Consider the following 17,473-nt stretch of genomic DNA (forward strand, 5'->3'; position numbering starts at 1 on the left):
AGGTCGGCCGTGGTCACCACACGCCCCCGGGGTAGCTGCGCTGCAGGTGCTGCATCTCCGCGAGGATGTAGCCCATGTGCTCGCTGTGCACGCCGCGCTTGCCGTTGCTGCGGAAGGCGGCTTCCTTCGGCACGGCGAGGCCGGCTGCGTCGAGCACCTGCTGCATCTCGCCGAGCCAAGGGTCGCGCAACTCGCTCCACGCCGGGCCGAGGCCGCTGGCACTGGCTTCGGCATCGACCGCATCGCCTTCGAACAGCTCGGGCATGTAGAGCCACAGCTGCTTCAGGGCCTTTTCGGTACGGCTGCGCGACTCGTCGGTGCCGTCGCCCAGTCGCACGACCCAGTCGCCTGAGTGCTGCTGGTGGTAGCGCGCTTCCTTCACGGCCTTGCCGGCGATGGCGGCCACTTCGGCGTCGTTCGATGCGGCGAGGCGCTGCCACAGCAGCTTGAGCAGCGTCGAGACCATCGTGTTGCGCACCACGGCAAAGGCGAAGTCGCCGCGCGGAAGTTCGGCGATGGTGAGGTTGAAGTAGTCGCGCTCGTCGCGCAGGTAGGCCAGCTGGTCTTCGTCGTGCTCGCGGCCGGCGCCTTCGAGCTTGCCGGCGTGCGTGAGCAGCGCGCGCGCCTGACCGACGAGGTCGAGTGCGATGTTGGCCATCGCGATGTCTTCCTCCAGCGCGGGCGCGTGGCCGCACCACTCGCCCAGGCGCTGCGCGAGCACGAGGCAGGTGTCGCCGATGCGCAGCAGGTACTGCACGGCGGGCGTGCGGTTCAGTTCGATCGATGCTTGCATGACGTGCCGCTCGCTCACATGTGATCCACGGACTTGGGCAGCGCGTAGAAGGTCGGGTGGCGGTACACCTTGTCTTCAGCCGGGTCGAAGAACATGTCCTTGTCGCCCGGGTCGCTGGCCACGATCTGTTCGGAGCGCACCACCCAGATGCTGCTGCCTTCCTGGCGGCGCGTGTACACGTCGCGCGCCATCTGGATGGCCATCTTCGAATCGGCCGCGTGCAGGCTGCCGCAGTGCTTGTGGTCGAGGCCGGCCTTGCTGCGCACGAACACTTCCCACAGGGGCCACTCTTGTTTGCTGTCTTGGGTATTTGGGGTGCTCATGCGGCCTCCTTCATCGGTTGTCTATTGGCGTGGGCCATCGCGGCTTCGCGCACCCATGCGCCGTCTTCCCAGGCGTCGACGCGCGCCTGCAGGCGTTCGCGGTTGCAGGGGCCGTCGCCGCCGATCACGCGCCAGAACTCGCTCCAGTCGATGGCGCCGAAGTCATGCGCCTGGCGTTCTTCGTTCCACTTGAGGTCGGGGTCGGGCAGGGTCACGCCGAGGATGGCGGCCTGCTCGACGGCGGCGTCGATGAACTTCTGGCGCAGCTCGTCGTTGCTGAAGCGCTTGATGCCCCAGCGCATCGATTGCGCGCTGTTGGGCGACTGGTCGTCCGGCGGGCCGAACATCATGATCGACGGCCACCACCAGCGGTTGACCGCGTCTTGCACCATCGCCTTCTGTGCTTCGGTGCCGTGGGTCATCATGGTGAGCAGGGCTTCGTAGCCCTGGCGCTGGTGGAAGCTCTCCTCGCGGCAGATGCGGATCATGGCGCGCGCATACGGCGCGTACGAGCAGCGGCAGATCGGCACCTGGTTCATGATGGCCGCGCCATCGACCAGCCAGCCGATGGTGCCCATGTCGGCCCAGGTCAGCGTGGGGTAGTTGAAGATCGAGCTGTACTTGGCCTTGCCGCTGTGCAGCGCGTCGAACATCTGGTCGCGCGAGGTGCCCAGCGTCTCGGCGGCGGCATACAGGTAGAGGCCGTGGCCGCCTTCGTCCTGCACCTTGGCCAGCAGGATGGCCTTGCGCTTGAGCGTGGGCGCGCGGCTGATCCAGTTGCCCTCGGGCAGCATGCCGACGATTTCGGAGTGCGCGTGCTGGCTGATCTGGCGCACCAGCGTCTTGCGGTAGTGCTCGGGCATCCAGTCTTTTGCCTCGATGAAGTCGCCGGCATCGATGTGCGCGTCGAAGCGCTCTTCGAGCCGCATTTCCTCTGCGGAGCGCACGGCCTTCTGCTTGCCGTCGCCTGCGTCCTTGCCCATGGTGTCCATTGCCTGGGTGTACATGTGCGTGTCCTTTCGGTGGGGTGTGAGGGGTGGTTCAGCGCGGGCGCGTGTCGATCACGCGGCGTGCCTTGCCGGTTTGCGTGCGTTCCATCTCGTTGGGCGCGTGAACCACCACGCGCGTGGAAATACCGATGAGCGTCTTCACGCGGTGCTGCACCCACTCGCCGATGGCGGCGCGGTCCGCCGAGGCCGCGTCGGCGGGGTTGAGCTCGCAGTGCACCTCGACCTGGTCGAGCTTGTCGGCGCGGCTCACGTGCACCTGGTAGAGGCCTGACAGCGCCTTGTGCGCGAGCACGATTTCTTCGACCTGCGTGGGGAAGACGTTGACGCCGCGGATGATCATCATGTCGTCGCTGCGCCCGACGATCTTGCCCATGCGGCGGAACGAACGCGAGGTGGGCGCCAGCAGGCGCGTGAGGTCGCGCGTGCGGTAGCGCACGATGGGCATGGCCTCCTTGCTCAGCGAGGTGAAGACCAGTTCGCCTTCTTCGCCGTCGGCCTTCAGCTCGCCGGTCTCGGGGTCGATGATCTCGGGGTAGAAGTGGTCTTCCCAGATGACGGGGCCGTCCTTGCTCTCGACGCATTCGCTGGCCACGCCGGGGCCCATCACTTCGCTCAGGCCGTAGATGTCCACCGCGTCGATGCCGGCCTTGGCCTCGATGTCGCGGCGCATGGCTTCGGTCCACGGCTCGGCGCCGAAGATGCCGACCTTCAGCGAGCTGTCTTTGGCGTCGAGGCCCTGGCGCTCGAACTGCTCGATGATCACCTGCATGTAGCTGGGCGTGACCATGATGATGTTCGGCTTGAAGTCCTGGATGATCTGCACCTGCTTCTCGGTCTGCCCGCCCGACATCGGGATGACGGTGCAGCCCGCGCGCTCGGCGCCGTAGTGCGCGCCGAGGCCGCCGGTGAAGAGGCCGTAGCCGTACGACACGTGCACCATGTCGCCGGGCCGCCCGCCCGCCGCGCGGATGGAACGCGCCACGAGGTTGGCCCAGGTGTCGATGTCTTTCAGCGTGTAGCCGACCACCGTCGGCTTGCCGGTGGTGCCCGACGACGCATGGATGCGCGCGACGTTTTCGCGCGGCACGGCGAACATGCCGAAGGGGTAGTTGTCGCGCAGGTCGCTCTTCACCGTGAACGGGAACTTCGACAGGTCGGCGAGCGACTTCAGGTCGTCGGGGTGCACGCCCTTGGCGTCGAAGGCCTTGCGGTAGTGCGGCACGTTGTCGTAGGCGCGCTGCAGTGTGGTGCGCAGTCGGGTGAGCTGCAGCGCGGCGATCTCGTCACGGCTGGCGGTTTCGATGGGGTCCAGGTCGCCGGGGGCGGGGCGTTTCACGGTCATGTCTGTTGTCTCCTCAGGCGGCAGCGGCGTTCGGGACGGCGGGGCGGCCCTTGGCTGTGTAAGAACGGCCGCGGAACATCGCGATGCGCTCGCCGTGCTGGTTGGTGATTTCGGTGTCGTACAGGCCGGTGCGCCCGGCCTTGGACACCTCGTGGCAGCGCGCGGTGAGCAGGTCGCCCTCGCGCGCCGGGGCGATGAAGTCAATGGAAAAACCCGAGGCCACGGTCAGCTCGTTGTACGAGTTGCAGGCAAAGGCGAAGGTCGAATCGGCCAGCGTGGCCATGAAGCCGCCGTGGCAGATGGCGTGGCCGTTGAGCATGTCGGCGCGCACGCGCATCTCGATGCTGGCCTGGCCGGGGCCGACCTCGACGATGCGCATGCCCAGGCCCTTGCTGGCGTTGTCGTTCTCGAACATGCCGTCGCGGACGTACTCGGCCGTCTGCTGGGGTGTGCGGGTGGTGTCGGTCATGGCTCAGCGATCCTTGAACACGGGCGCGCGCTTGGCGCGGAAGGCTTCGACGCCTTCGCGGTAGTCGTCGGCGTTGCCCATGTCGCGCTGGAGGCGGGCTTCTTCGGCGAGTGCCGTGCCGAGGTCCATGTCCTGCGCGGCGGCCATGGCCTGGCGCGTGGCGACGAGGGCGCGGGTCGGCATGCCGGCCAGCTTCAGTGCGAGCGCTGCCGTGGTTTCAGTCAGCGCCGCGTCGTCCACGCACTGCCAGATCAGGCCGATGCGCGCTGCTTCTTCTGCTGGCAGCTTGTCGCCCAGCAGCGCGATGCCAAGCGCGCGAGCCGAACCCACGAGGCGCGGCAGCAGCCAGGTGCCGCCGGTGTCGGGCACGAGGCCGATCTTGGTGAAAGCCTGGATGAAGCTGGCCGAACGGGCCGCCACCACGAGGTCGCAGCACAGCGCGAGGTTGGCGCCCGCTCCGGCGGCCACGCCGTTGACGGCTGCGATCACCGGCACCGGCATCGAGCGCAGGCGCGCGACCAGCGGGGCGTAGTACGTGGAGATGACATGGCCCAGGTCCTTGGGCGCGGCGCCGGGCGTCGGGTCGGGGGCGACCGAAGGGTCGGCCAGGTCCTGCCCTGCGCAGAAGGCGCGGCCTGCGCCCGTGAGCACCACGCAGCGCACGCTTTCGTCTTGAGCCGCCAGCTCCAGCGCCGCCATGAGTTCGGCGTGCAGCTGCGTCGTGAAGCTGTTGAGCGCCGCGGGGCGGTTGAGGCTCAACGTGCGCACGGCGCCGGCGTTGCCGGTGAGTACCAAAGGCTCAGTCATCGCGTGTCTCTTTCATCCTTTGTGGGAGCGGATCGGAGTGCAAACACTATTGACCGACCGTTCGGTTGATTTTAGTATCCAGCTTGCTACCGGCACAAGCGGGAGCTATTCAGGGCAAACCCTGAGTCCCGCGAAAAATAAAGGAGACCGAATGCCCAGCTATTCCATCGACGGCGTGATTCCGGTCGTCGACCCGAGCGCGTACGTGCACCCCACGGCGGTGCTGATCGGCGACGTGATCGTCGGCCCGAACTGTTATGTAGGCCCCTGCGCCAGCCTGCGCGGCGACTTCGGCCGCATCGTGCTGGAGGAGGGCTCGAATGTGCAGGACCACTGCTGCGTGCACGGCTTTCCCGGCAACGACACGGTGATAGAGGTCAACGGCCACATCGGCCACGGCGCGATCCTGCACAGCTGTATCGTGCGGCGCGACGCGCTGGTGGGCATGAACGCGGTGGTGATGGACGAGGCCGAGATCGGCGAAAAAGCCATCGTCGCGGCCTGCGCCTTTGTGCCGGCCGGCATGAAGGTGCCGGCGCGCTCGCTGGTCGCGGGCATTCCGGCCAAGGTGAAGCGCGAGCTGAGCGAGGACGAGATCGCCTGGAAGCTCGAAGGCACGCAGACCTACCAGGAGCTCACGGTGCGCAGCCTCGCGAGCCTGCATGAAGTGGCGCCGCTCGCGCAGGTCGAGGCAGGCCGCCCGCGCCTGCCGGCCACCGAGGTGCGTTCGCTCATTGCCACCAAGCGGGGCTGACCCGATCCCCCGATCCGCGCTTCGTGCAAGATCGCGCGTTGTCCCCAACAGTCCAACCCAGGAAACCGACCCGATGCCGCGTGGAAGATCCGCCACTTACGACGATCAGCGTGAACTGATCCTCGCGCAGGCCGCCCAGCTGTTCGCGCGCAGCGGCTATCCCGCCACCTCGATGAACCAGGTGGCCGAGGCCTGTGGTCTCTCGAAGGCCACGCTCTATCACTACTACAAGGACAAGAGCAGCCTGCTGATCAGCATCGCCGAGACGCACGTCTCCAAGCTCGCGGCACTGGTGGCCGAGGAAGAGGCCTCGACGCACACCGACGAACAGCGCCTGCGCCGCTTCATCTACCGCATCGTCGAGGAATACGCCGGCGCGCAGGACGCGCACCGCGTGCTGACCGACGACGTGCGCTTTCTCGCGGAAGCCGACCGCGAACGCGTGCTCGACAAGGAGCGCGAGGTGGTCGCGGGCTTTGCGCGCGCCGTGTCGGCGCTGCGCCCCGGCGCGCCCAGCGACGATCTCGCCAAGCCGCTGACCATGCTGCTGTTCGGCATGATCAACTGGATGTTCACCTGGATGAAGCCCGGCGGCCGGCTCGACCACGCGGCCATTGCGCCGATCGTGGCCGATCTGTTCCTGGGGGGCATCGGGGCGGTGAAGACGCCCGATGCGCCGGCGGCCAAACCGCGAAGGCCTGCTAAAGAATCCGGTTGAACCAGAGCAGCGACAGCCCCGCCGACAGCAGCGTCAGCACCGCCGCGCACATTGCGAACAGCGCCGAGATTTCGGTTTCTTTTTTCTCCACGGTGAGCTTGGAGCTGAGCGTCTCATAGACCTTCTTCAGGTCGTTCGCGGTGCCGGCGTAGAAGTACTCGGCGTTCGTCTTGTTGGCGATGGCCTTGAGGGTGTCTTCGTCGAGCCGCACTCGCATCGACCAGCCTTCGAAGCCGATGGTTTCGCCATCGACCGTGCCCACGCCCACCGTGTAGATGCGCACGCCGCGGTCGGCCGCGGCCTTGGCCGCGTCGAGCGGGTCGACGCCTGTGGTGCGCTGGCCGTCGGTCAGCATGATGATCGCGGCCGAGGTGAACGAGCCGGGCGCCACGGGCGTGAAGTCCTTGAGCTTCTTCTCGTTCTGGTCGATGGCCGCGCCACGCTGGCGGCTCGGTGCGCTGAACTGCTCGACGTCGATGCCCGCGTCGGGGAACAGCGTGGCCAGCGATACCACGATGGCATTGCCAGTGGCGGTGGCGCGCTGCAGCTGGAAGCTGTCGATGGCGGTCACCAGGTCTTCGTGGTTGGTGGTGGGCAGCTGCGCCACCTGCGCGCTGCCCGCGAAGGCGACGATGCCCACCTTCACGCTGCGCGGCAAATCCTTGATGAAGCTCTTGGCCGCCTCCTGCGCGGCCACGAGCCGGTTGGGCAGAACGTCGGCCGCGCGCATGCTGCCCGACACGTCCATCGCGAGGATGATGGTCTGCTGGTTCGACGGCAGCACCACAACGGCCATCGGCCGCGCGGCGGCCACCAGCATCGCGGCCATGGCCAGCAGGAACAGCATGGGCGGAATGTGCCGCCGGATGCTCTGCCCGGTGCCCATGGCTTCGCGCACGATCGACAGGCTGGCATAGCGCACCGCCAGCTTCTTCTTGCGCCGCAGCAGCCAGAGGTAGAGCAGGATCAGCAGCGGCAGGGCCGCCAGCAGCCAGAGGAATTGAGGCCAGAGAAAAGTCATGCTGCCACCGCCTTCATGCCAGCTGGGCCGCCGATGCGCGTGCGGCGCTTGCGCATATCGGCGAAACGGACGATGGCTTCCACCAGGTCGTCCTGGGTCGAGAGTTCGAGCGCATCGACGCCGGCCCTGGCCAGCGCTTCGCGCAGGGCGGTTTCACGTTCGGACGCCAGGCGCGCGAAGCGCTTGCGAAAGCCCGCGTCGTGGGTGTCGACCCACAGCTGCTCGCCGGTCTCGGCATCGCGCAGCGGCACCAGGCCGAGGTCGGGCAACTCGAGTTCGAGCGGGTCGAACAGGCGCACGGCGATCACCTCGTGGCGCTGCACCAGTTGGCCCAATGGGCGCTCCCAACCGGGCTCGCTCAGGAAGTCGGACACCACGAACACGGTGGAGCGGCGCGGCATCAGCGTGGCGGCCGACTTGAGCAGGTCGTCCAGGCGCGTCATGCCTTTCTGCGTGGGGGCAGTCTCGGCCTTGCCGGCGCGCTTTTCCATCGCATGCAGCAGGTGCAGCACGTGGCGCCGGCCGGTGCGTGGCGGAATCACCGCTTCGAGGTCGCGGCCGTAGACCAGCGCGCCAACCCGGTTGCCGTGCCGTGTGAGCAGCCGCGCCAGCACGCCGACGAAGCCTGCTGAAATCTCGCGCTTGGCCTTCAGGCCCGAGCCGAAATCGACCGAGCGGCTCAGGTCGAGCACGAACCACGCGGCCATTTCGCGGTCTTCGGTGAACACGCGAACGTGCGGGGTCTGCAGCCGGGCAGTGACGTTCCAGTCGATGTGGCGCACATCGTCGTGGTGCTGGTACTCGCGCAGGTCGGCCAGGTCGAGCCCGGTGCCGCGCATCAGCGTGCGGTAGTCGCCCTGCAACAGGCCGTCGAGGCGGCGGATCACGGTCCATTCGAGCCGGCGCAGCGCGCGTTCGGCCCCACCGGCTTCTGCGGCGAGCCGTTCGTCGTTTGCGGCCGCGGGGGCCTTACGCCACCAGCTTTTCATGTTCGAGCGGTTTCGGTGGAGCGGGGACTGCACGCATGATCTTCTCGACCAGTCCGTCGGGCGTCAGGCCTTCGGACAAGCCTTCGTATGAAAGCGTCACGCGGTGGCGCAGCACGTCGGGCACCAGCGCCGTCATGTCTTCCGGCAGCGCATAGCTGCGGCCGCGCAGCAGCGCCAGGGCGCGCGCGCCTTCGGTCAGGCTGATGCTGGCGCGCGGGCTGGCGCCGAAGGTGATGAAGCGGCGCAGGTCTTTCAGGCCGTGCTTCTCGGGCGTGCGCGTGGCCGACACCAGCTTCACGGCGTATTGAATGAGCGAGGGGTCGACATACACGCGCCGCGCCTCGGCCTGCAGCGCCGCGAGCTGATCGGTGGTGGCGACCGGCGTGGCGTTGACGGGCGGGCCGATCACGCGCTGGACGATGACGAATTCTTCCTCGTCGCTCGGGTAGTCGACCAGCACCTTCATCATGAAGCGGTCGACCTGCGCCTCGGGCAGCGGGTAGGTGCCTTCGGTCTCGATGGGGTTCTGCGTGGCCATCACGAGGAAGGGGCGCGGCACCTTGTGCGTTTCGCCGGCGATGGTGACTTGGCGCTCCTGCATCACTTCGAGCAGCGCGCTCTGCACCTTGGCCGGTGCGCGGTTGATTTCGTCGGCCAGCAGCAGGTTGGCGAACACCGGGCCCAGCGAGGTGCTGAACTCGCCCGTCTTCTGGTTGTAGATGCGCGTGCCCACGAGGTCGGCGGGCACCAGGTCGGGCGTGAACTGGATGCGCTTGAACTGGCCGCGCACGGTGTCGGCCAGCGTCTTGATGGTGAGCGTCTTCGCAAGGCCCGGCACGCCTTCGACCAGCAGGTGCCCGCCCGCGAGCATGGCGACCATCACGCGCTCCAGAAAGCGGTCCTGGGCCACGACCACGCGCTTCACCTCGTAGAGGATCTGCTCCATCAGTTCGGCGGTGCCGGCGGGCGTGGGGTTGGCGGTCTCTGCTGTGCTCATGCGAAGGACTTTCGAAGAAGGAACGGTCAGAACGGTGGCGAACCCGCAGCGGACGCGGCGTTCTCGATGGGCACCGCGAAGCCGATGCCGATGAAGGTGCGCTGCTGCGTCGGGTTGAGGATGGCGGTGACGATGCCGAGCACCTCGCCGTCCATGTTGATCAGCGGCCCGCCCGAGTTGCCGGGGTTGGCTGCCGCGTCGAACTGGATCAGGTTGCCCAGCTCCTGCTTGCCCTCGGGCGAGCGGAACGAGCGCTTCAGGCCCGACACCACGCCAGCCGACACAGACGGCCCGATGCCGAAAGGAAAGCCCACGGCCGCCACCTGGTCACCGGGGCGCAGGTCGGCGGTCGAGCGCATGGTGGCGGGGATCAGGTCGTCGGGAATCTTTTGCGCCTGCAGCACCGCGAGGTCGTTCTCGGGCTGCACGCCGGTGATGGTGGCGATGGCTTCCAGCCCGTCGTAGAAGGTGACCTTGATCTTGTCGGCGCCGGCGACCACATGCAGGTTGGTGAGGATCACGCCCTTGTCGACGATCACCACGCCCGTGCCCACGCCGCGCTCGACCTCGCCCGGCGCCTCGCCGTCGTTGGGGGCTTCGGGCGGCTTGCCCTTGGCAAGGTTGCGTCCGCGCTTCTGGGTCTTGGCTTCGGGCGTGTGCTTTTCTTCGCCGTAGCTCACCACCCGCACCACCGAGGGCCGGATGATGTCGGCCGCCTTGGCCGCGGGTGAGGGCAGGGTGTTGGTCTGCAGCGTGCGCAGCACGGCTGCGTCGATGTCTTTTTGCGTGAGGGCCTTGGCGCCCGGGCGCGGCATCCACAGCGCGGCGCCGGTGATCAGCGCGGCCGACAACATGATGAGCAAGGCGAAGCTGCGGCGGCCGGGTTGCCAGCCGGGCTTCTTGACGGGAGCGGCCTGCAGGGCCTGACCCCCGCCGGCGTTTTCGGCCGATGCTGGCGCATCCGCCCGTTCGGCCGCCTCGTCTGCGGCCGGTGGCAGCGTGCGGGGCGAACGGCTGTAGAAAGCGGGCCTGCGCATCGGAGCACCTCCGGCTAAAAAATCGCGTGAAGGAGTTCACAGTAGCACGCTTTCCGCGCCTGCGCATCCCGTCAGGCATCATCGTGCGATGGCTACCTTCGTCGATACCCACTGCCATCTGGATGCGCCCGAATTCGGTGCGGAGATGCCGGCCCTGCGCGCCCGCGCCGCCGGGCAGGGGGTGGCGATGTGCGTGATCCCGGCGGTGGCCGTCTTTAATTTCGCCACTGTGCGCGAACTGGCCCATGCGCAGGGCGATGCCTACGCGCTGGGAATCCACCCGTTGTGCACTGGTGAGGCGAAGGACGAAGACCTCGAAACCCTCGATGCCGAGTTGACCGCGCGGCGCGGCGACCCGCGGCTCGTGGCGGTCGGCGAGATCGGGCTCGACTACTTCGTCGAAGGGCTCGACGGCCCGAAGCAGGAGCGCTTTTTTCACACTCAGTTGCAACTGGCACGCAGGCATAGGTTACCCGTGCTCATTCACGTGCGGCGCTCGGTCGACAAGGTGCTCAAGCACCTGCGGCAGACGGCAGGCGGCAAGCCGTGGCAGGGCATTGCCCATGCCTTCAACGGCAGCGAGCAGCAGGCCCATGCGTGCATCGATCTTGGCCTGAAGCTGGGCTTCGGCGGCGCGGTGACCTTCGAGCGGGCTCTGCAGCTGCGGCGGCTGGCCACCACGCTGCCGATCGAATCGATCGTGATGGAGACCGATGCGCCCGACATCCAGCCGCACTGGCTGTACCGCACGCAGGCCCAGCGCGACGCCGGCGAACCGCAGGGCCGCAACGAGCCGGCCGAACTACCGCGCATCGCCGAAGTGGTGGCCGGCCTGCGGGGCATCGGCATCGAGGAGCTGGCCGCGGCCACCACCCGGAACGCGCTCGAAACGCTGCCGCGTCTCGAAAACCTCATGGCCTTGTCGGAACGCCCGCCGCACCCCGCGTAGGCCAATGCCCCGATCTGCCCGGATGCGTGCAGATGCCGTGGATTTGCTGTCATCCTTGAACTTCACCAGTTCGTTGCTGGTTCAGTGGCAAGTCAGTCACTCAAAACTTCATCCAACAAGGAGCTTTACATGACCACTTCTTTCATTCGCACCGTGCCCGTCGTCCTCGCGCTGGCGCTCGCCTCCATCGGCGTGTCGGCCGTGGCCCAGACCACCGCGCCTGCTGCCACCGCCCCGGCCCCGGCCGAGCCCTCCACCACTGAAAAGGTGAAGGAAGCCGGCAAGGACGCCGTCGACGCCACCAAGCGCACCACCAAGAAGGCCGTCGCCGCCACCGAAAAGGGCACCAAGAAGGCCTGGAGCGCCACCAAGAGCACGACCAAGAAGGCCACCACCGCCACCAAGAAGGCAGCCACCAAGACCGGTGAAGTCGTCGAAGGCGCTGGCCACAAGACGGCCGACGGCATGCGCAGCACCGGCAAGGCCATCGGCGAGAAGATCCCCGGCACGGCCGAGAACGAAGCAGCCAAGAAGTAAGAGCTGACAAGCCGGCTTCGGCCTTCGCGAAAGAACCCGCTTCGGCGGGTTTTTTCATGGGCCGCGCAAGTGCGTGAGGGACGGTGGCACGATGCCGGCCATGAATCCACCCGCCGCATCCGATGCCGCCAGCTCCATGCTCACGGGGTTGGCGCCTATCGTCTCGCCTGCAACGGCCGTGCTCATCCTCGGCAGCTTCCCGGGCGTCAAGTCGCTCGAGCGGCAGCAGTACTATGCACACCCCCAAAACCAGTTCTGGAAGATCTTGCAAGCCGTCTGGCCCGAAGTCCCTTTGCCGTCGGGCGTAGACAGCTACGCGCAGCGCTGCCGCTGGCTGCTCGACCGCGGCCTGGGCGTGTGGGACGTGTACGCGTCTTGCGAGCGCGAGGGCAGCCTCGACTCGGCCATCCGCGCGCCCGTGGCGAACGACATCGCCGGGCTGCATCTGCCGAAGCTCGCGGCCATCGCGCACAACGGCGGCGAGAGCTTCAAGCACGCACGCCACACACGCACCCTCGGCGTGCCGGTCTACCAGCTGCCTTCCACCAGTCCCGCCAATGCGTCGTGGAGCTTCGAGCGCAAGCTCGCGGCATGGCGCGAGGTGCTGGCCACCCACAAACTAGTCGTCTGACGGCATCGATGGCATCGAGCAAAACTTCAATATCTCTCCCCGAAGTCAATTTTTCCGACTGGGGCGACATCCGCTACCTGCACCTGGGCACCGAATGGGTCCAGGGTTCGATGAAGCTCGACGCGCCCTTCGAGATCGAACTCGAATACGTGCAGCGCATGATGGCCTGGCTGCTTTTTGCAGACGGCAAGACCGTCGCCAGCCGCCATGCGATGCAACTCGGCCTGGGCGCGGCCACGCTCACCAAGTTCAGCCGCAAGATCCTGCGCATGCGCACCACCGCCATCGAGCTCAATCCGCAGGTCGTGTCGGCCTGCCGCGGCTGGTTCAAGCTGCCGCCTGACGACCCCAAGCTGCGCGTGGTGATCGCCGACGCGGCCGCCGAGATCCGCAAGCCCGAATGGCACGGCACGGTCGATGCCTTGCAGGTCGACCTGTACGACCACGAGGCCGCCGCGCCCGTGCTCGACAGCGAAGACTTCTACGCCGACTGCCGCGCGCTGCTCACCGAAGACGGCTGCATGACGGTCAACCTCTTCGGCCGCTCGTCGAGCTACGAGCGCAGCCTTGAAAAGATCGCCGGCGCATTCGGTGCCGACGCCGTCTGGGCCTTCAAGCCGACGCGCGAAGGCAACACGGTGGTGCTCGCGCAGCGCACGCCGAGCCGTCCGAAGCGCGAGGCGCTTGCCGAGCGCGCCCAAACGATCCAGACTCGCTGGGGCTTGCCCGCGCCGAAATGGTTGCGGGTTTTCAAGCCCCTGAATATTTCAATCACTCGACCTGCCGGCTCATGAGCGCTGTTCCCACTGTTTCTGCTCCCGCCCCTTTGGCCGCCCGCCACGAAGGCCCGCTCGAATTGCGGCGCCTGATCGAGTGGCTCGCCGCTGATGGCGTGATTTCCCCGGTCGAAGCCAAGCGCACCATCGCGCGCTGCGCGCAGGCCGAAAGCCGGCAGGCGCCGCTGGTGCGGCTGGCCAACGTGGCCATGACGCGGGAGAGCGACAACAAGCCGCTCGACCTCGAAATGCTCACGCAATGGCTCGCGGGCCGCGCCGGGCTCACGTACCTGCGAATCGACCCGCTCAAGGTCGACGTGGGCAAGGTGGCCGACACCATGAGCGCCGCCTACGCCGAGCGCCACAAGGTGCTGCCGGTGCAGGTGCTGCCCAACGAGGTGGTGGTGGCCACGGCAGAGCCCTTTCTCACCGACTGGATCGCCGAGGTCGAGCGGCAGGCGCGCCGCTCGGTGCGCCGCGTGGTCGCCAACCCGGCCGACATCCAGCGCTACACGGCCGAGTTCTTCGCGCTCGCGAAGTCGGTGCGGGCCGCGCAGAAGGCCGGCGGCAACACCGGCGGCGCGAGCTTCGAGCAGCTGGTGGAGCTCGGCAAGAGCAACAAGCAGCTCGACGCCAACGACCAGAGCGTGGTGCAGGTGGTCGACTGGCTGTGGCAATACGCCTTCGACCAGCGCGCGAGCGACATCCACCTGGAGCCGCGCCGCGAGCAGGGCGTGATCCGCTTTCGCATCGACGGCATCCTGCATCCGGCCTACCAGATGCCGATGGGCGTGATGAACGCGATGGTCGCGCGCATCAAGCTGCTGGGCCGCATGGACGTGGTGGAAAAGCGCCGCCCGCTCGACGGCCGCATCAAGACCCGCAACATGCGCGGCGACGAAGTCGAAATGCGCCTGTCGACCCTGCCGACCGCCTTCGGCGAGAAGATGGTGATGCGGATCTTCGACCCCGACACAGCGGTGAAAGACCTCGACGCGCTGGGCTTCGCGCAGCACGACGCGCAGCGCTGGGAGCAGCTGGTCACGCGGCCCAACGGCATCATCCTCGTGACCGGGCCCACGGGCTCGGGCAAGACCACCACGCTGTATTCCACCCTGAAGCGCGTGGCGACCGAAGAGGTCAACGTGAGCACGGTGGAAGACCCGATCGAAATGATCGAGCCGTCGTTCAACCAGACGCAGGTGCAGCCGCAGCTCGACTTTGGGTTTACCGAAGGCCTGCGCGCGCTGATGCGGCAGGACCCGGACATCATCATGGTCGGCGAAATCCGCGACCTCGCCACCGCCGAGATGGCGGTGCAGGCCGCGCTCACCGGCCACCTGGTTTTCAGCACGCTGCACACCAACGACGCGCCGAGCGCCATCACGCGGCTGATGGAGCTGGGCGTGCCTTCGTACCTCATCAACGCGGTGATGCTGGGCGTGCTCGCGCAGCGGCTGGTGCGCACGCTGTGCCCCAACTGCAAGCAGCCCGACGACACCGTCACCCGCGAGAAGCTGGAGACCATCGTCAAGCCGTGGCAGATCACGGGTTCGGTGCGCGCCTACAAGCCGGTGGGTTGCGTCGATTGCCGCATGACCGGGTACATGGGCCGCATGGGGCTGTACGAACTGCTGAGCATCAGCGAGGCGTTCAAGGCGCAGGTCACGAAGGAGCCCAACCTGGGCGGGCTGCGCAGGCAGGCCGTGATCGATGGCATGCGGCCGCTGCGGCTGGCCGGCGCGCTGCGCGTGGCCGAAGGCGTGACGACCATCGAAGAGGTGCTGAGCGCCACGCCGCCGCTGGAATAATCCGGCAGTTCGACACTCGCAAGGCTGCTGAAGCCTTTCGGGTTATCCCTAGGCCTTTGGTTAGTGGAATCCACATCGGCCTGACCGGAAGCTGACTCGACAATCCCGCATCGAAATTTGTTCGAGGAGACTGTTCGTGAAGATCAAGAGTCAGAAAGACTTTTTCTCGGGTCTGATGTTCACGGTGGTGGGTGTGGCGTTCGCATGGGGCGCCACCACCTACACCGTGGGCACCGGGGCCCGCATGGGTCCGGGTTATTTCCCGTTGATGCTCGGCATCCTGATGGCCCTCATCGGCCTCGGGATCATGTTCAGCGGGCTCACCGTTGAAACCACCGACGGCGAAAAGATCGGCAAGTGGGCCTGGAAGCAGGTGGTGTTCATCCTGGGCGCCAACCTCGCATTCGGCGTCCTGCTCGGCGGCCTGCCCAGCCTCGGCGTTCCCGCCATGGGCATGATCATCGCCATCTACGCGCTGGTGATCATCGGCAGCCTTGCGGGCCATGAGTTCAAGCTGCCCAGCGTGCTGGTTCTGGCCACTGTGCTGGCCGTCGGCAGCTATGTCGCGTTCATCTGGGCGCTGAAGCTCCAGATCCAGGTCTGGCCGACCTTCATCACCGGCTGAGAAGAAAGCTGCTCACATCATGGAATTGGTTGAACACCTCTCGATGGGTTTTGGCGTTGCCTTTACCTTCACCAACCTGCTGTACTGCCTGGTCGGCTGCATTCTGGGCACGCTGATCGGTGTGCTCCCGGGCATCGGCCCGGTCGCGACCATCGCGATGCTGCTGCCGGCCACGTACGCGCTGCCGCCCGTGTCGGCGCTGATCATGTTGGCCGGTATCTACTACGGCGCGCAGTACGGCGGCTCCACCACTGCGATTCTGGTCAACCTGCCGGGCGAATCCTCGTCGGTGGTGACTGTGATCGACGGCTACCAGATGGCGCGCAAGGGAAGGGCCGGACCGGCACTCGCCGCCGCCGGCCTGGGTTCGTTCTTCGCTGGTTGCGTGGGCACGCTGATCCTGGCCGCCTTCGCGCCGCCGCTGACCGAGCTGGCCTTCAAGTTCGGCCCTGCCGAATACTTCTCGCTGATGATCCTGGGCCTGATCGGCGCCGTGGTGCTGGCCTCGGGCTCGCTGCTCAAGGCCATCGCGATGATCGTGCTGGGCCTGCTGATGGGTCTGGTCGGCACCGACGTCAACTCGGGTGTCGCTCGCTATAGCTTCGACATCCCGGAACTGACCGACGGCATCGGCTTCGTGGCCATCGCCATGGGCGTGTTCGGCTACGGCGAAATCATTGCCAACCTCTCGCGTCCGGACGACGAGCGTGAAGTGTTCACCGCCAAGGTCTCGGGCCTGTTCCCGACCAAGGAAGACTTCAAGCGCATGGTTCCCGCGGTGCTTCGCGGCACGGCACTGGGCGCAGCTCTTGGCATCTTGCCCGGCGGCGGCGCGCTGCTGGCGGCTTTTGCGGCTTACACGATCGAGAAGAAGACCAAGCTGAAGCCGGGCGAAGTGCCCTTCGGCAAGGGCAACATTCGCGGCGTGGCGGCTCCCGAGTCGGCCAACAACGCCGGCGCGCAAACTTCCTTCATTCCGCTGCTGACGCTGGGCATTCCGCCCAACGCGGTGATGGCGCTGATGGTGGGCGCAATGACGATCCACAACATCCAGCCCGGCCCGCAGGTGATGACCAGCAACCCCGAGCTGTTCTGGGGCCTGATCGCCTCGATGTGGATCGGCAACGCGATGCTGATCATTCTGAATCTGCCGCTGATCGGCATGTGGATCAAGCTGCTGTCGGTGCCGTACAAGTACCTGTTCCCGGCGATCGTGCTGTTCTGCGCGATCGGCGTGTACTCGACCAACAACAACACCTTCGACATCTGGATGGTGGGCATCTTCGGTCTGGTGGGCTACACCTTCTTCAAGCTGGGTTGCGAGCCTGCGCCGTTGCTGCTGGGCTTCATCCTGGGGCCGATGATGGAAGAGAACCTGCGCCGCTCGCTGCTGCTGTCGCGTGGCGACTGGAGCGTGTTTGTCACGCGTCCGATCTCGGCGAGCCTGCTGGCTGCGGCTGCACTGCTGCTGATCATCGTGCTGTTGCCGGCTGTGAAGTCGAAGCGCGAAGAGGCCTTTGTCGAAGATTGACGACGGTTTTTCGCTCTCTTTAAAGCGGCGCCTTCGGGCGCCGTTTTTCATTTGTGCTGAGTGTTCGGGGTGCGTGCGAATGACACCGGGTACTCCCCTCCGCGAATGTCCCCCGGCCTTCGGCCTCCTCCTTTATTTCGCTGCGGGGAGCACCCGATGCCATTCGCACATGGGCGCTGCCGTTGTGCCGGCCGATCAACCGCTGCGCTGAACGATCACGTCGATGGGGTGCCTTGCGCAGCGAAATAAAGACACCGTTGTGCCTGTCAAGCACCGGCCGTCTTGAGGTAGTTCGCGTCGAAGGGTTTTCGAGACCTCAGGACGCCGTAGGCGATGGCCAGAAGCTTGTGCAT

19 protein-coding genes are annotated in these 17,473 nt (G+C 66.7%); 9 read left to right on the forward strand and 10 right to left on the reverse strand.

What is annotated here, in order from left to right; all coding sequences use genetic code 11:
• Positions 1-13: 13 nt before the first annotated feature.
• The 6 genes from paaC to ACSFBF_RS26780 are packed head-to-tail and all read right to left on the reverse strand — an operon-like array spanning position 14 to position 4,744.
• Positions 14-793 carry a 1,2-phenylacetyl-CoA epoxidase subunit PaaC gene (gene paaC, locus ACSFBF_RS26755; RefSeq protein ID WP_435472332.1) on the reverse strand — a complete coding sequence of 260 codons (780 nt, stop codon included), beginning with the start codon at positions 791-793 and terminating at the stop codon, positions 14-16.
• A 14-nt stretch (positions 794-807) separates the two neighbouring features.
• Entirely contained in the window at positions 808-1,116 is a 309-nt protein-coding gene (gene paaB / locus ACSFBF_RS26760; protein WP_435472334.1) for a 1,2-phenylacetyl-CoA epoxidase subunit PaaB, read from the reverse strand.
• On the reverse strand, positions 1,113-2,123 hold the full coding sequence (paaA, locus tag ACSFBF_RS26765; protein ID WP_435472336.1) for a 1,2-phenylacetyl-CoA epoxidase subunit PaaA: 1,011 nt from the start codon (positions 2,121-2,123) through the stop codon (positions 1,113-1,115). The genes paaB and paaA overlap by 4 nt, the downstream gene beginning before the upstream one ends.
• A 34-nt stretch (positions 2,124-2,157) precedes the next feature.
• Positions 2,158-3,468 carry a phenylacetate--CoA ligase PaaK gene (gene paaK / locus ACSFBF_RS26770; RefSeq protein ID WP_435472338.1) on the reverse strand — a complete coding sequence of 437 codons (1,311 nt, stop codon included), beginning with the start codon at positions 3,466-3,468 and terminating at the stop codon, positions 2,158-2,160.
• A 13-nt stretch (positions 3,469-3,481) separates the two neighbouring features.
• Positions 3,482-3,937 (reverse strand): hydroxyphenylacetyl-CoA thioesterase PaaI, encoded by a 456-nt coding sequence (gene paaI, locus ACSFBF_RS26775; RefSeq protein WP_435472340.1) that lies wholly within the window; start codon positions 3,935-3,937, stop codon positions 3,482-3,484.
• Between the two features lie 3 nt (positions 3,938-3,940).
• Entirely contained in the window at positions 3,941-4,744 is an 804-nt protein-coding gene (locus ACSFBF_RS26780) for an enoyl-CoA hydratase-related protein (protein ID WP_435472342.1), read from the reverse strand.
• A 151-nt stretch (positions 4,745-4,895) separates the two neighbouring features.
• Here ACSFBF_RS26780 and ACSFBF_RS26785 point away from each other — a divergent pair, with 151 nt between their 5' ends.
• Complete coding sequence (locus ACSFBF_RS26785; protein WP_435472344.1) at positions 4,896-5,498, forward strand: phenylacetic acid degradation protein PaaY; 603 nt, start codon at positions 4,896-4,898, stop codon at positions 5,496-5,498.
• 73 nt (positions 5,499-5,571) lie between these two features.
• Positions 5,572-6,216, forward strand: a complete 645-nt coding sequence (locus ACSFBF_RS26790; RefSeq protein WP_097199909.1) for a TetR/AcrR family transcriptional regulator — start codon at positions 5,572-5,574, stop codon at positions 6,214-6,216.
• Here ACSFBF_RS26790 and ACSFBF_RS26795 read toward each other — a convergent pair.
• From ACSFBF_RS26795 to ACSFBF_RS26810, 4 genes are read right to left on the reverse strand one after another with little or no spacing between them, the layout of a single operon-like run.
• Positions 6,200-7,237 (reverse strand): VWA domain-containing protein, encoded by a 1,038-nt coding sequence (locus ACSFBF_RS26795; RefSeq protein WP_435472346.1) that lies wholly within the window; start codon positions 7,235-7,237, stop codon positions 6,200-6,202. The two genes, ACSFBF_RS26790 and ACSFBF_RS26795, sit on opposite strands and share 17 nt — an antisense overlap.
• Entirely contained in the window at positions 7,234-8,226 is a 993-nt protein-coding gene (locus ACSFBF_RS26800; protein ID WP_435472348.1) for a DUF58 domain-containing protein, read from the reverse strand. Before ACSFBF_RS26800 ends, ACSFBF_RS26795 begins: the two co-directional genes overlap by 4 nt.
• Positions 8,207-9,223 (reverse strand): AAA family ATPase, encoded by a 1,017-nt coding sequence (locus tag ACSFBF_RS26805; protein WP_435472350.1) that lies wholly within the window; start codon positions 9,221-9,223, stop codon positions 8,207-8,209. The genes ACSFBF_RS26800 and ACSFBF_RS26805 overlap by 20 nt, the downstream gene beginning before the upstream one ends.
• A gap of 26 nt (positions 9,224-9,249) precedes the next feature.
• Positions 9,250-10,260, reverse strand: a complete 1,011-nt coding sequence (locus ACSFBF_RS26810; protein WP_435472352.1) for a S1C family serine protease — start codon at positions 10,258-10,260, stop codon at positions 9,250-9,252.
• A gap of 88 nt (positions 10,261-10,348) precedes the next feature.
• Between ACSFBF_RS26810 and ACSFBF_RS26815 the strand changes: the two genes are divergently transcribed.
• The 7 genes from ACSFBF_RS26815 to ACSFBF_RS26845 all read left to right on the forward strand — a co-directional run bounded on the left by ACSFBF_RS26815 (position 10,349) and on the right by ACSFBF_RS26845 (position 17,120).
• Positions 10,349-11,209: a TatD family hydrolase gene (locus tag ACSFBF_RS26815; protein WP_435472354.1), complete on the forward strand. Its 861-nt coding sequence runs from the start codon at positions 10,349-10,351 to the stop codon at positions 11,207-11,209.
• A 129-nt stretch (positions 11,210-11,338) separates the two neighbouring features.
• Positions 11,339-11,746, forward strand: a complete 408-nt coding sequence (locus ACSFBF_RS26820) for a hypothetical protein (RefSeq protein WP_435472356.1) — start codon at positions 11,339-11,341, stop codon at positions 11,744-11,746.
• Between the two features lie 100 nt (positions 11,747-11,846).
• Positions 11,847-12,377, forward strand: coding sequence for a DNA-deoxyinosine glycosylase (locus ACSFBF_RS26825; RefSeq protein ID WP_093048874.1), 531 nt, complete (start codon positions 11,847-11,849; stop codon positions 12,375-12,377).
• Between the two features lie 8 nt (positions 12,378-12,385).
• Complete coding sequence (locus ACSFBF_RS26830) at positions 12,386-13,171, forward strand: class I SAM-dependent methyltransferase (RefSeq protein ID WP_435472358.1); 786 nt, start codon at positions 12,386-12,388, stop codon at positions 13,169-13,171.
• Complete coding sequence (tfpB, locus tag ACSFBF_RS26835; protein ID WP_435472360.1) at positions 13,168-14,964, forward strand: type IV pilus assembly ATPase TfpB; 1,797 nt, start codon at positions 13,168-13,170, stop codon at positions 14,962-14,964. Before ACSFBF_RS26830 ends, tfpB begins: the two co-directional genes overlap by 4 nt.
• 136 nt (positions 14,965-15,100) lie before the next feature.
• The gene (locus tag ACSFBF_RS26840) at positions 15,101-15,589 is read left to right on the forward strand and encodes a tripartite tricarboxylate transporter TctB family protein (RefSeq protein WP_435472362.1); all 489 of its coding nucleotides are present in this window, start codon (positions 15,101-15,103) and stop codon (positions 15,587-15,589) included.
• A 19-nt stretch (positions 15,590-15,608) separates the two neighbouring features.
• Positions 15,609-17,120, forward strand: coding sequence for a tripartite tricarboxylate transporter permease (locus tag ACSFBF_RS26845; protein ID WP_093048886.1), 1,512 nt, complete (start codon positions 15,609-15,611; stop codon positions 17,118-17,120).
• The last annotated feature ends 353 nt before the right edge of the window (positions 17,121-17,473 follow it).

It is taken from the genome of Variovorax nivicola (genome assembly GCF_051216475.1).
Classification (GTDB): Bacteria; Pseudomonadota; Gammaproteobacteria; order Burkholderiales; family Burkholderiaceae_C; genus Variovorax.